At 51.5% G+C, this 14,197-nt stretch carries 8 protein-coding genes; 5 read left to right on the top strand and 3 right to left on the bottom strand.

Annotated elements, in window-relative coordinates; translation table 11 throughout:
* The first annotated feature begins 39 nt into the window (after positions 1-39).
* From Q0V21_RS21110 to Q0V21_RS21095, 4 genes are read left to right on the top strand one after another with little or no spacing between them, the layout of a single operon-like run.
* Positions 40-1,089 (top strand): isochorismatase family protein, encoded by a 1,050-nt coding sequence (locus tag Q0V21_RS21110; protein WP_301880505.1) that lies wholly within the window; start codon positions 40-42, stop codon positions 1,087-1,089.
* On the top strand, positions 1,086-8,324 hold the full coding sequence (locus Q0V21_RS21105) for an amino acid adenylation domain-containing protein (protein ID WP_301880504.1): 7,239 nt from the start codon (positions 1,086-1,088) through the stop codon (positions 8,322-8,324). The genes Q0V21_RS21110 and Q0V21_RS21105 overlap by 4 nt, the downstream gene beginning before the upstream one ends.
* Positions 8,325-8,336: 12 nt before the next feature.
* Positions 8,337-8,573 carry an MbtH family protein gene (locus Q0V21_RS21100; protein WP_301880502.1) on the top strand — a complete coding sequence of 79 codons (237 nt, stop codon included), beginning with the start codon at positions 8,337-8,339 and terminating at the stop codon, positions 8,571-8,573.
* A complete protein-coding gene (locus Q0V21_RS21095) occupies positions 8,570-10,036 on the top strand; it encodes an MDR family MFS transporter (RefSeq protein WP_301880500.1) in 1,467 nt (488 codons plus the stop codon). The genes Q0V21_RS21100 and Q0V21_RS21095 overlap by 4 nt, the downstream gene beginning before the upstream one ends.
* A 93-nt stretch (positions 10,037-10,129) precedes the next feature.
* Here Q0V21_RS21095 and Q0V21_RS21090 read toward each other — a convergent pair whose 3' ends face one another.
* Positions 10,130-10,816 carry a 4'-phosphopantetheinyl transferase family protein gene (locus Q0V21_RS21090; protein ID WP_301880497.1) on the bottom strand — a complete coding sequence of 229 codons (687 nt, stop codon included), beginning with the start codon at positions 10,814-10,816 and terminating at the stop codon, positions 10,130-10,132.
* Positions 10,817-10,896: 80 nt separating this feature from the next.
* The gene (locus tag Q0V21_RS21085) at positions 10,897-11,769 is read right to left on the bottom strand and encodes an arylamine N-acetyltransferase family protein (RefSeq protein WP_301880495.1); all 873 of its coding nucleotides are present in this window, start codon (positions 11,767-11,769) and stop codon (positions 10,897-10,899) included.
* A 242-nt stretch (positions 11,770-12,011) separates the two neighbouring features.
* Here Q0V21_RS21085 and greA point away from each other — a divergent pair, with 242 nt between their 5' ends.
* On the top strand, positions 12,012-12,488 hold the full coding sequence (gene greA / locus Q0V21_RS21080) for a transcription elongation factor GreA (RefSeq protein WP_024629715.1): 477 nt from the start codon (positions 12,012-12,014) through the stop codon (positions 12,486-12,488).
* Positions 12,489-12,563: 75 nt separating this feature from the next.
* Here the strand turns inward: greA and Q0V21_RS21075 are convergent, their stop codons facing one another.
* On the bottom strand, positions 12,564-13,913 hold the full coding sequence (locus Q0V21_RS21075) for a hypothetical protein (RefSeq protein WP_301880492.1): 1,350 nt from the start codon (positions 13,911-13,913) through the stop codon (positions 12,564-12,566).
* Positions 13,914-14,197: the final 284 nt, after the last annotated feature.

Here is a 14,197-nt window from a genome sequence, read left to right as displayed (position 1 = left end):
ACATGATTGTAATAAATAAAGCTGAAAAGAGGGATATTCATGGCACTTCCAAAGATTCAACCCTATGCAATGCCTGTAGAGTCGGAGCTTCCCGTCAACAAGGTAACGTGGACGCCGGATACGAAGCGCTCGGTACTCCTGATTCACGATATGCAGCAATATTTTATGAACGCTTTTACGGCAGGGCATTCCCCTGTGGTGGAGCTGATCGATCATATTTCACAACTTCGTTCGAAGTGTCATGAGCTTGGCATTCCGGTGGTCTACTCCGCACAACCGGGTGGACAGACACCGGAGCAGCGCGGACTACAGCTGGATTTTTGGGGTGAGGGGATTGATGGAGGACCTGTGCAAAAAGAAATCATTGAAGCACTCACACCCGCTCCGCAAGATACCTTCATGACCAAATGGCGATACAGCGCCTTCCAAAAGACAGAATTGTTTGAACTGATGCAGCAGCATGGTCGCGATCAATTGATCGTCTGCGGCATTTATGCTCATATCGGATGCCTGATGACCTCTTGCGAAGCCTTTATGAGAGATATTCAGGCGTTTCTGGTTGCGGATGCAGTGGCCGATTTTTCGGCGGAAAAACATCGCATGGCTCTGACGTATGCATCAGAACGGTGCGCGGTGACACTGACAACCGGGCGTCTGCTTGAATCGCTAAATGCTTCTGCCACAAGCGGAATTGGAGGAGCAGTAACGTCCGAGGCAGGTGAGCAAGGTGAACAATCCACTGCTACACCCGCTCATGTGGCTGTTTCAGAGACTGAGCAGCAAAAGGCATCCGCAACCGAGAAGCCCCAGAATGGTCGTGATGGCGTGAACCAAGTGACGCTGGAAGCATTGAGAAATCAGGTCGGAGAGATGCTGCAGGAGCTGCCTGCGAATATTGGGGAGCATGATGACCTGATTCAGAACTGGGGAATGGATTCCATTCGTATTATGAGTCTGGCTGAGCGCTTTCGTGTGGAAGGAGCGGGGGTAACTTTTGTGGATCTGGCGGAGCTGCCTACATTGGCTGCATGGGCAGCGTTGCTGGATAAGGCCTATACGAAAGTGCTCCCGAACGGAGACTACTTTTGAGCGGGGTCGTGCATACGTCGCATAGTCGGAACACGGCTTGGCCCCTGTCTTCTGCCCAGTCCGGTATCTGGTTCGCTCAGCAGTTGAATCCGGACAATCCGATGTACAATACCGCCGAGTATGTGGTCATTCAGGGCAACGTAGACGCCAGACGATTCGAAGAGAGTGTGCGACAGACCGTTTCGGAAGCAGAATCGCTGAATATGGTTTATGGCGAAAATGACCAAGGTCCGTGGCAGTCTGTGAACAGCAAAAATGATCATTGGGCATTCCATGTCCTCGACGTGAGCAAGGAAGCGGAGCCCCATGCAGCAGCACTGGCTTGGATGAAAAGGGATCTGGCCCATCCCGTCAACCTGGCGACAGGCCCACTTTTCACGGAGGCATTGTTCCAGGTGAGCCATGAGTGTTATTACTGGTACCAGCGTATTCATCATATTGCGATTGATGGATATGGCGTTTCGCTGATTACCCGCAGGGTAGCCAGCCTATACTCCGCAAGTATAAGAGGAGAAGCAGCAGATCAAGCACAGCAAGCAGCGTCGTTCGGCTCGTTGACGGCCGTACTTCAGGAAGACGAGGCTTATCATCCCTCAGTAGACAAAGAGCAGGATCGCCAGTTTTGGATGGATCGATATGCCGATGAACCGGATGTTGTCAGTCTGGGGGAACGGGCGCCGCGAACATCTACCTACTTCCTGAGACAGAGCGGTCTGCTTACACAGCCGCAGCGCGAGCAAATGCAGGCGGCAGCGGCAAGGTTCGGTGTGACCTGGCCGGATCTGTTCATAGCGGCAACTGCCATCTACGTACACCGGATGACAGGAGCGACCGATGTTGTGCTGGCTCTGCCCGTGATGTGCCGTTTGGGATCAACATCCCTGCGGGTTCCGGGTATGGTCATGAACGTGCTTCCCCTGCGTCTCCACGTGGAGTCGGCTATGAACGTGTCAGAGCTGCTGAAACAGGTTGTGCAGGAGATTCGGGCGGTACGCAAGCATCAGCGTTATCGGCATCAAGATCTGCGGCGTGATCTCAAGCTGCTTGGAGAGAATCGTCGACTGTTCGGACCCATGATTAATGTGATGCCATTCCACCATGAATTGAACTTTGCGGGGCAGAGCGGCATGATTCACAACCTGTCCACTGGTCCGGTGGACGATCTGTCCATTCATGTCGTGGACCAGGGGCATGGTCATGGGTTGAGTATTGATTTTGATGCTAATCCGTCCATCTACAGTGATTCCGAACTGCTGAACCATCAGTTGCGTTATATGCAGCTTCTAAACCAGGTGATGCAGGAAGGGATGGAGACGGAAACGGTTGGAAATCTTGAAGTGCTGCTCCCTGCCGAACGTGAGCGAGTGTTGGTTACATGGAATGGAAAAGGAGAGGTGACGGGCGGCAGCAATTCGGCAGCACTGTTTGAACAGCAGGTCCGCCGCACCCCTTCAGCAACGGCACTGACATTCGAAGGGGAATCCCTGACGTATGCGGAGCTGAATGAACGGGCGAATCAGTTGGCTCATGAATTGATACAACGATATCAGGCAGGGCCGGAACAGATGATAGCCATCGCTCTGCCACGTTCACTGGAAGTGATCATTGCGATTGTGGCTATCCACAAAACGGGGGCCGCCTATCTGCCACTTGACCCTGACTATCCCGAGGAGCGCCTGATTTACATGTTGGAGGATGCCAAGCCTGCTTGTGTAGTGACGGTGATGAACCAGGCTTCCAATCTGCCGACCATGAACAGTGTGCCGATTATGGTAATGGATGAATCGAGTACGGCTATGTCAGTGAGCCGCCAGCCTGGAAGTAATCCCGAAGCTGATGACCTTACAAGTGAAGCTTCTCTGCTCAATCCTTCATATATTATCTACACCTCAGGTTCCACGGGTAAACCCAAAGGTGTAGCCGTAACCCATTTGGGGCTGGCAAATCTGCTTGAGGATATGAAGACGAGATTACAAGTTGGTCCACAGGATCACTGGCTGTCGGTGACCACGATTGCTTTTGACATATCCGTACTGGAAGTATTCCTGCCACTCACGACGGGTGCGAGGCTGGATATTGCACGTAAAGAGACCATTCTTGATCCGGCAGCCCTGGCTGCGAAGATGAGGGAGCAGGGGACAACCATCATGCAGGCTACGCCTACGTTATGGCAGTCCTTGGTGACGAGCCGCCCGGGCCAATTCGATGGACTAACCGTGATTACTGGAGGAGAGGCACTGACGGAGGAACTGAAGCTTTCTTTGCAGGAGCTGGGGTGTCACGTCAATAACCAGTACGGTCCGACCGAGACGACCATCTATTCCACGGCTGCATCACTGGAGACAGGGGCGACGGGGAAACCGTCGATTGGTGGGCCGGTTCGCAACACGCAGCTATATGTGCTGGATCAAGGCCTGAAGCCAGTCCCTCCGGGTGTAGCAGGGGAATTGTACATCGCAGGCGAGGGGCTTGCGCGCGGGTATCTGGGCAGACCTGATCTGACCGCAGAACGCTTTGTAGCCAATCCTTTCGGTCAGCCAGGCAGTCGGATGTACCGTACAGGGGATTTGGCGAAATGGCTGCCGGATGGTTCCATCGATTATTTGGGTCGTGCAGATCACCAGATCAAAATTAGAGGCTTCCGGATTGAACTGGGTGAAATTGAATCAGTAATCTCCAGATATCCTGGTGTAGCTCAGGTCACGGTCATGGCTCGAGAAGATCAACCGGGAAACCAGCGACTGGCAGCGTATGTAGTGGCTGAGTCTGAACAGGAGAATCGTATGGATCTGGCAGAACTAAGAGCATTCGTGGCTGATGCATTGCCGGATTACATGGTGCCTTCTGCATTCATGCTGCTGCCCGAGATGCCGCTGACACCGAATAAAAAGATCGATCGCAAACGGCTTCCGGTGCCTACTTTGATGTCAAATGCCAATGGACGGGAGGCGCGCACACCACAGGAGGAAATTCTGTGCAGTCTGTTCGCTGAGATTCTGGGTGTTGGTCGCGTGGGCATTGACGATGATTTCTTTGAACTGGGTGGACACTCCCTGCTGGCCGGGCGAATTACAGCACGTATCCGTGATGTGTTTGGTACAGATCTGACCATTGGCAGTGTATTTGAAGCTCCAACGGCAGCAGGACTGGCCAAACGATTGGATCAGGCGAAATCGGTGAGACCTGTTATTCAGCCTGTTCCACGTCAGGATGAGCTTCCGCTTTCCTTTGCCCAGCGGAGATTGTGGTTCATGTATTGTCTGGAAGGCGCCAATCCGACGTATAATATTCCGCTGGTTGCCCGGTTGGCCGGGAAGCTGGATGCGGATGCACTGGAGAACGCCCTGCAGGATATTGTAGACCGTCATGAAACATTACGAACGCTGTATCCGCCTGAAATGGGCTCTGCGAGCCAGCATATTCTGAATGCCGCTGACATCAAAGTGAAATTGAATGTAACCGCTGCTGCCGAGCAGGAGCTTCCCGAGCTTCTGACAGAAGCTTCACGCTACAGCTTCCAGCTCTCCACTGAACCGGGCATCCGTGCCGAGTTGTTCAGAACCAGCATGGATGAGCATGTGCTGTTATTGCTGCTCCATCATATTGCCGGGGATGGATGGTCATTGTCGCCGCTCATCCGCGATCTGTCGGAGGCTTATACGGCACGCCTACAGGGTTCTGCTCCTGCTTGGGAGCCGCTTCGGATTCAATATGCGGACTATGCGGTATGGCAGGAGAGATTGCTGGGGGATGAGAGGCAGCAGGACAGTCTGATTGCCAGACAGATGGAATTCTGGACTAACCAGCTGACCCATTTACCGGAGCAGGTTACGTTCCCTACTGACTACGCCCGTCCAGTCGTGTCCAGTTACCGCGGCGGGTCAGTTCCTTTTACGATCAGTCAACGTCTGCATGAGCAATTGATGGTAACCGCACGTGAGAATAAAGTCAGCCTGTTCATGGTGCTGCACTCGGCACTGTCCTTGCTGCTTACCCGAATGGGAGCAGGAACGGATATCGCGATCGGAACGCCGATTGCCGGACGGAGTGATGATGCGTTAGATGAAGTCGTGGGCATGTTCATTAACACCCTTGTGCTGCGTACCGACACTTCAGGTGATCCAACATTCCGCGAACTGCTGGCCCGTGTGCGGGAGGTCGATCTGGCTGCATATGAACATCAGGATCTGCCCTTTGAACGATTGGTTGAAGTGTTGAATCCGCCTCGATCCCGTTCCAAACATCCACTCTTCCAAGTGATGCTTGTGCTGCAAAATACACCGGATATTCGTCTTGATCTGCCGGGTGTTACGGCGGAACCCCGCATGCATGGTGTGGGTTCATCCAAATTTGATCTGACGCTTGAGCTGACAGAGCAGCGTGAGCATAACGGATCTCCAGGCGGAATTGAAGGGGTGCTGGAATATAGTGCGGACCTCTTCCGTGAATCTACTGCAGGCGAACTCGTGGTCCGATTGATGCAGGTGCTCGAGGATGCTGTGCAGCAGATGGATGAACCGATCAGCAGATTCCATGTCGTGACTCCGACAGAGCAGGCGCAGCTTGAACAAGAATGGTCCTTTAAGCTAAGTGAAGATGCGCATTTAACAATAGCGGAGCGCTTTGAAATACAAGCGGCAGCTCATCCGGAAGTGACTGCCTTGACCTACGAGGATATCACTTTGAATTACAGGGAACTGAATGCAAGAGCCAATCAGCTTGCCAGATTACTGATTGCCCAAGGTGTGCGACCGGAACAAATGGTAGCGCTAGCCTTGCCTCGCTCTGTAGAGATGGTTGTAGGTATTCTCGCTGTGCTAAAAGCAGGAGCTGCCTATCTGCCGCTGGACCCCAATTATCCGGCAGACCGATTGACACATATGCTGACAGACGCAGCACCGAAAGTGATGGTAACGAGTACAGAGGTATACGCCTTGCTTCCGCAGGTAGCGGAAATTCAGTGTGTTAATTTGGACGATCCGCATACCCTGCAGCAATTGGGGATGATGGATGATCGAAACCCTGCGGATAGTGAACGCAATGGACGTGTAACAGCTCTGAGTCCGGCTTACATGATCTATACCTCGGGTTCGACAGGCAAGCCCAAAGGGGTTGTTATTCCGAATGCTAATGTCATCCGTTTGTTGGATGCTACGCAGCACTGGTTCCATTTTGACGCGAGTGATGTGTGGACCTTGTTCCATTCCTATGCTTTTGATTTCTCGGTCTGGGAAATCTGGGGACCACTGCTGCATGGAGGACGGCTGGTTGTTGTTCCTCATGAGATCAGCCGTTCACCGGGAGCGTTTCTGCAATTGCTCGCTGAGCAAAAGGTAACTGTATTGAACCAGACGCCATCCGCGTTCTACCAACTTATGCAGGCTGATCGTGAAAATCCGTCATGGGGGCAGCAGCTTGCACTCCGTTATGTGATTTTTGGAGGAGAAGCTCTGGAGCTTGGCCGTTTGGATGACTGGTATGAACGCCATGCTGATGATGCGCCAAAACTCATCAATATGTATGGCATCACCGAGACGACGGTTCATGTCAGCTACCAGGAACTGCATGCTGGCAGTTCTACGGAAGGAGCGAGCAGTTGGATTGGGTGCGCCATACCGGATCTTCGGGTATACGTTCTGGATGATCACCTGAAGCCAGTACCGACAGGAGTAACCGGAGAGATGTATGTAGCCGGAGCGGGGTTGGCCCGTGGTTATTGGAATCGGCCTGATCTTACAGCTGAGCGGTTCGTTGCTGATCCATATGGCCCGACAGGCACTCGTATGTACCGGACAGGAGATTTGGCGAAGCGTCTGCATGATGGCTCGCTCGATTATTTAGGCCGGGCGGATCAGCAGGTGAAAATACGAGGATTCCGTATTGAGCTTGGCGAGATTGAAGCAGTGCTAGCAAGGCATTCAAGCGTGGCTCAGGCTGCTGTAATTGTCCGTGAGGACCAGCCGGGGGATAAGCGCCTTGTAGCATATATCGTTCCGGCTTCGGATACTGGAATGGTACCAGAATCAGCTGCTTTGCGTCGTCATGCGTCGGCCAGCCTTCCGGATTATATGGTTCCATCTGCGGTTGTGGTGATGGAGATTCTGCCACTAACACCTAATGGCAAGCTGGATCGCAAGGCACTTCCTACACCGGAGATGCAATTAACGACAGGTGGCCGAGCGCCTCGCAGCCCGCAGGAGGAGATCCTCTGTGATTTGTTTGCCGAAGTATTGGGGATGCGGAGTGTGAACATCGACGACAGTTTCTTCGAACTGGGTGGGCATTCGCTGCTCGCTGTGCGCCTGATGAGTCGCATCCGTGAGGCTATGGGCCGGGAGCCGGGCATTGGCATTTTGTTCGAGACAGCAACTGTAGCGGGACTGGCGGAGCGATTGGAGATGGATTCGGATTCCGGGAAAAACTCGCTTCAGGTGTTATTGCCGCTCAGAACACATGGGGAGCATCTGCCTATATTCTGTGTTCATCCAGCAGGAGGGCTTAGCTGGTGTTATGCCGGTCTGATGAAACATCTGGGCATGGATTATCCGCTCTATGGATTACAGGCCAGAGGCATTGCCGAGGTTGAGGAGCTTCCAGCCACACTGGAAGATATGACGGCAGATTACATCCGTCATATCCGCTTGGTACAGCCTGAAGGACCTTACCGTCTGCTGGGCTGGTCTCTTGGTGGCAACGTTGCACAGGCTATGGCAGTGCAGCTGCAATCCGAAGGCGAGGAAGTAGAGTTTCTCGCCATGCTGGATGCGTATCCGAGTCATTATCTGCCGATTCGTGGAGAGCCGGATGAGGAAGAAGCATTAACCGCACTGCTTGCACTGGGTGGTTATGATCCGGACAGTATTGGGGATGGTCCGCTGGATATGGCAACAGCTATGCGCATACTGCGCAGTGAGGGCAGTGCGCTGGCGAGTCTGGATGAAGAGACGATCATGAAGCTGCGGAGGACCTATGAAAATTCCGTACGGATCTTGGGGGCCTACACGCCATCCCGATTCGAGGGCGATCTGATCTTCTTCCGTTCCACCATTATTCCTGATTGGTTCGACCCGATTGAACCGGAGATGTGGAATGCGTACATCGGAGGCCAGTTAGAGCGTCATGATATCGCTTGCCGTCACAAGGACCTTTGCCAGCCTGGGCCGCTGGAGGAAATCTGCCGAACCCTAGCTGCCAAGCTGGAGGAGCTGAACAAGCGTATTATCCAACATAAATAGGAGGACAAGGCGATGAGCAACCCTTTTGAACATGAAGACAGCAATTATCTGGTGTTAATCAATGAGGAGGGACAGTACTCCCTCTGGCCTGCTTCCCTTACGGTACCTTCGGGTTGGACCCTAATGCTGGGCAAAGCCAAGCGTCGGGTATGCCTTGATTACATCGCCGAGCAATGGACAGATCTGAAACCACTAAGCCTCTGTGGTGAAGCCGGCATGCCTGGAGCCATTCATGAGACTAGCAGATGAAAATAGGTCTGAATCCCAAGGTAATTGTCAGCATCGTCTACGTTCTGGCGATGTTTATGGTGGCCATGGATGGAACGGTCCTGAATGTAGCACTACGAACCATCAGTGAAGAGCTGGGGATTCCCCCGGCTGCTTCAAGTACTTTGAATGTAGGGTATCTGGTGAGTTTGGCCGTATTCCTGCCTGTAGCGGGGTGGCTTGGTGATCGATGGGGCACGAAACGGGTTTTCCTGTCCGCACTTGCACTGTTTACGGTATCTTCTGCACTCTGTGCAACGGCCGATCAATTAAGTACGCTGACGTTCTTCCGCATTTTGCAGGGAGCAGGGGGTGGTCTGCTTACTCCTGTAGCAATGGCGATGCTGTTTCGAACCTTTCCGCCTCAGGAACGGGCTAAAGTATCCCGAATGCTCATACTGCCCATCGCTCTGGCCCCGGCCCTGGGGCCGATTGTGAGCGGATTGATTGTGGACCAGCTCTCCTGGCGATGGATTTTCTATGTGAATCTGCCCGTCGGCATTCCAGCGGTAATCTTCGGAATGTTGTATCTGAAAGAGCATAGAGAGCAGGGAGCCGGTCGATTGGATGTACCGGGCTGGTTATTATCTGCCCCAGGACTCGCTCTGACGATGTACGCGCTTAGTCAGGGTCCACTGCGAGGGTGGACTTCACCTCTTATTATTGGAGCCGGCTTTACAGGAATTATCTTATTAGTGTTGCTCGTAGTGGCTGAATTGCGCACGAAGCAGCCTTTGCTTGACCTACGTTTGCTGAAAGACCGCTTATTTCGCTATTCGGGACTGGTATCCGTATGCGGAGCAGCAGGTCTGCTGGGCATGTTGTATGTGTTTCCGTTAATGTATCAAAATGTGCTAAACGCCACTGCGCTGGAGACAGGGCTAACTACATTCCCGGAAGCCTTGGGGCTAATGATTGCTTCCCAGCTTGTGCCCTGGACGTATCCACGGCTGGGTCCGCGAAAGCTGATATCCCTGGGTCTGATCTGCACGGCAGTGATTTTCATTACGCTTAGTCAGATCACAGTAGATACGAATCCGTGGTTCATCCGTTCCTTATTGTTCGGAGTGGGTATCTTTCTGGGACAGACGGTAGGGGCGGTGCAGATTGCTTCGTTTGCCCAGATCCCACCTCCTTCCATGGGACGAGCCTCCACCTGGTTCACGGTGCAAAATAGGTTAGGTTCAGCGGTAGGAATGGCGTTATTGTCTGCTATTCTGGCTGGCGTGGGGACAACGACAGTATCTGCTGCTGGAACGATGGAGCCGAATATGCTGGCTTACCGTCTGGCTTTACTGGGAGCTGCTGCGTTTTTGTTGATTGGTCTATGCTTTGCCCTGAAAATCAGCGATGCTGATGCGGCTGCAACGATACGAAAGAACAGTGGTCAGGGTCTCTTTCGGAGGCAAAAGAAATCTCCATCATTAACGCAGGAATCACAATAATTTGAACTTCCAAAAAAATCCCTGGCGGGCTCGGGCTCACCAGGGATTTTTAAGCATGATTTTTTATTGGGGGAGAGGTTTGTAACCCCTCCTTCATAATAAAGCCTGATACAGCTCTTCGATTGTGATGAAATCCGGCTGGGCAGGCAAACCTTCGCCTGCGGAACAAGCTGCCAACATATGCCCGTGATCCAGTCGTATGCTGAGGAATGGATAAGAGGCTGCTTCCGGCGAGTGCCAGTGCCCATCAGCATTGCGGATCATGGAGAATGAATCAAGTGGCATAGACAGGCCCATGCCGACGGCCTTGATATAGCTCTCCTTCAGCGTCCATAGACGGTAGAAGGTCTCCAGCTGTATCTCAGCGGGCTCCGCAGCCAGAAACTGGCTCTCCGTCATAGAGAAGAAGCGCTCAGCAATCTTCATGTCGATGGGCGATATTTTTTCCACATCCACACCTAGATCAGTATCACCACCAGAGATTAGAGCAATCCAATCGCCGGAGTGCGAGACATTAAATTGAACATCAGCATCGTTGCTGAGCGAAGGTTTGCCGTATTTGTTACGGGTAAACGAAAACTCTCCCGGGTTTAGGCCAGTCAACTTACTCAGCGTCACACGGGTCAACACTTCACCCAGAACGGAGCGATATGCGTCCGCCAGGTGCACAAAGCGTGAAGCTTGTGCTCGTCTTTCCTCAGATACGTGCGAAAGAAAATGGTTCCAGTATGCCTCTGGCAATTCTGTCGGAACTTGTAGAACATGAATCGTTATCATCATTTATCACCTGACGATGTATTCGGCATCCATTGCAGACTTTCCTTTATATTCTTCGGTTTCTCGGGTCTTCCCATACCGCTTCATGCCTGCTGTGCTCTTTTCCATTCCTCATGTGCAGCCTGTACCCGATCCCACATTTGTTTGCGTTCCAGTTCCGTATAATTCAACAACGGTTCGTGGAACCGCTCGGCTAATACGTCTTTCCAATCGGTGTAGGTTTGTATCTCCGTTTTGCGGATACCATCGCGGTCATGCGTCCGGAGAATACATCCACGCAGCTCGGTGCTATGGAGAGCATCCCTCTGACGGAGCAAAAACGCGTTATGCCAAGGTGAATCGGCTGACTGGCTGTAGAATTCATGCTTCGGAATGAACTCTTCCAGACTGGTAAGCACTTCGGGAGCATAGTCGACTCCTTCACTTGGCCCGTTGGGCTCATATTCAAGTCTCCATCCGCCAGGAGCAACGGATGAAGGCATTAATGTATATGTGAACGGTGCTGATCCATAGGTTCCATAACGAAGAGGAAGCGGTTCGAAGGGCATGCCACCCAGACCGACATCCACAATCCAACGTTCCGCATTGGGGTCTGTATCTGGCAAAGAGACCGACAGACCGAGATGGAACGAGTTCACACGTGGCTGTTCACCATGTGGCTGAACTCCGGCACGATGCCAATGCACTGTATATCCCAGAGAGTGAAGCAGAACGCTGAATGCGCCATTTAGATGAAAACAGTAACCACTGCGCCCTTGCAATATAAGCTGAATCGATTCTTGAAGATCGATGCCTGCAGGCCGACCCGCAAAAATATCAACCGTCTGCCAGGATAGATGCTGTACGTGTGCCTGCTGGATTTCGGACAGGAATTCCAGTGTGGGTTCCTTGATATCGTTAATGCCTATCCGTTTCAGGTAGGCCTGTATTTCAGGTTGAGTCAATGTAACATTCATCCAGATCACCTCGAGTCATGTAGTGGGCGTGTGATATACTGCTGCTGCCCTGACTTCATTGTAAAAGTGATCGACTGAAATGAATATACAAGTTTGCTTCAATTGTACCGGTACAATTAAGAGAGACACATACACATCTTTCCATGATTGGGAGCGTTATTTCTTTTTCTTGGTATGTTAACCGTTTGGAGTGGATATAGGTTAGAATATAGATAGAAAGCAGGATTAGGAGAGATGGAAAAATGGCTAATGATGAAGTGATTTTGACACAGGAAGGCTTGGAAAAGCTGGAGGACGAACTGAGGGATTTAAAGACGGTGAAGCGTAAGGAATTGGCGGCGCGTCTGAAACTCGCGATCAGTTACGGTGACCTGAAGGAAAATAGTGAGTATCATTCAGCCAAAGATGATCAGGCTTTTATGGAAACCCGCATTTTGATTCTGGAGAAAATGCTGACCAAAGCAAGAGTCATCACTTCGGACAATATCGACTCGAACAAAGTAAGCATTGGCTCAACCATTCTGCTTAATGATATTGAGTTTGCCGAGAAAATTGAATACATGCTGGTTGGTCCGGCCGAGGCAGATGTTGCTGATAACAAAATATCCTACGAAAGCCCGCTTGGCAAGGAACTGATGGGCAAAGAAGTAGGCAGCGTCATTCATGTCAATGCGCCAATGGGCGTTATCAAATATGAGTTGCTTGAAATTAAAGTTTAATCGGAATAGAGGTGTTTCGACAACCATGGGAATGGCTGTTGCAGCACCTCTTTTTTTGTCCGTATAGGTTGATATTCAGCTGCGTTTCTTCCGTCCATTCAGAACCTCAAAGGTCATAACATACACGACCCAGAACAGGATCACGATATGGATCATCGCAATGGAGATGCCGATGCCGTATATCCAGCCGTTGGTCAATCCTGATCCGAGCATGTTAAAGCCTGCTCCATGTCCTCCGCCAACCCCCCCATGCCCGCTACCCATAAGGAATGGTCCTTCCTCTGCCCCAACGTCGCCGCCAGAGCCTGTGCTCATGATCATGGCAATATTTACGTAGGTAGTCAGGGAGAAGGCGATTGCTGCGTACATCCATTTACGTTCAAAGAACGGGACCAGAACAAAGAATAACAAAGCAGGTATGCTGTAACGCTCATGAATTTCCGTTGGCAGCATAAAGAAGGCGAGATTCACCGCTGCACCTGCAATGAGCAGAGATGAGATACGAATTTCCTTGATTAACAACAGATAGGCTGATAAGCCAACCACAGCAATAGCAAGCAGCAGCAGCCCCAACATTTTGTACGTCACTATGCCAAACAACACCGTAGCATCGTTTGTTGCCGGATCACCTAGCAGGTGATACCAAATATTCATGGCATTCAGGGAAAGCTGGGGGTACATATTAACGGCGCTTCCGTATGCATTGTTCAGCATGGCACTGAGGGTTCCGTTTGCTGCAAAATAGAGAAACACAGGCAGGGTAGCAATCATTAATCCTGCTGCAAATAGAAGCATGCCGCGAAATTGCCTGTGATAAAGCTGGCGTAGTAATACAATACCGATGACCGGGGCAATGACGATTGCCTGAAACTTCGCCAGCAGGGCAACGGAGAATATAACACCCGCCAAGAGAGGATTACTTAGAAGGAGAACGGTAGATAATACCATCAATGTACTGTGCAGGATGTCGATCTGACCCCACATGGCGCTGTCGACCAACAGACCGGGGTTGAAGGAAAGGACTGCAAGCAGCAATAAACATGCGCCAGGGCCCAGTCGTTTGAAGGTGAGGGTTAAGACTGCCATGGACAGGACGTCGAAGGCGATAGGCAGTATTTTCATGGACAGATTGCCAGCTGAGGCGGTTATGCCCAGGCCATCGAGTATCCAGCGATACAACCCCAGAATGACGATAAACAAGGGGGGATAGTTCTGATCTTTGCCAAACAGGTATGATTCGCGAATACCGTACTGGTGAACAGCATTCATCCAATCAACGAACAGGGACTGATCTCCGACATAACCCCTGAATTGTGTTCCAAGGTACAACCGAAGCAGCAGACCTCCGGTGAAAATCAGAACGGCATACAGCCAGAAATACCTGTTCCATCGGGTTTTTGGATCTGTGTAGCTCAGTGTGTTCATGATTCTCCTCCTCAGCATGGGCGATTGAGATTGGTGCAAGTATAGGCGACCAAGATGAGAGAGGGATTAATTTTCGACCGTAAGTGTGTGGTACGAAGCTTAAAGTTTGCTGAATGCCAGTGCTAACACGACGGATTTAAAAGCAGAGAAGCAGGAGCCTTTGAGGAGGTTCCTCCTTCTTAACGGTTTGGTGGTCGCCTGGAAAGTTGAGTTTGCAGCCTTCTGAGGAATTACCGAAATACAGGGCAGGGTTGGCGTACTCCTTTTTATCACATACTGCATAT

The sequence above is a fragment of the Paenibacillus sp. 11B genome, from assembly GCF_030487755.1.
Classification (GTDB): domain Bacteria; phylum Bacillota; class Bacilli; order Paenibacillales; family Paenibacillaceae; genus Paenibacillus; species Paenibacillus vandeheii.
This window is presented reverse-complemented; position numbering and strand designations above follow the sequence as displayed.

What these genes read in the sequence shown, in the direction of transcription:
- Q0V21_RS21100 (WP_301880502.1), top strand. Translation starts at nt 8,337, where the DNA reads ATGAGCAACCCTTTTGAACATGAAGACAGCAATTATCTGGTGTTAATC.
- Q0V21_RS21095 (WP_301880500.1), top strand. Translation starts at nt 8,570, where the DNA reads ATGAAAATAGGTCTGAATCCCAAGGTAATTGTCAGCATCGTCTACGTT.
- greA (WP_024629715.1), top strand. Translation starts at nt 12,012, where the DNA reads ATGGCTAATGATGAAGTGATTTTGACACAGGAAGGCTTGGAAAAGCTG.
- Q0V21_RS21085 (WP_301880495.1), bottom strand. Translation starts at nt 11,769, where the DNA reads ATGAATGTTACATTGACTCAACCTGAAATACAGGCCTACCTGAAACGG.
- Q0V21_RS21090 (WP_301880497.1), bottom strand. Translation starts at nt 10,816, where the DNA reads ATGATGATAACGATTCATGTTCTACAAGTTCCGACAGAATTGCCAGAG.
- Q0V21_RS21075 (WP_301880492.1), bottom strand. Translation starts at nt 13,913, where the DNA reads ATGAACACACTGAGCTACACAGATCCAAAAACCCGATGGAACAGGTAT.
- Q0V21_RS21110 (WP_301880505.1), top strand. Translation starts at nt 40, where the DNA reads ATGGCACTTCCAAAGATTCAACCCTATGCAATGCCTGTAGAGTCGGAG.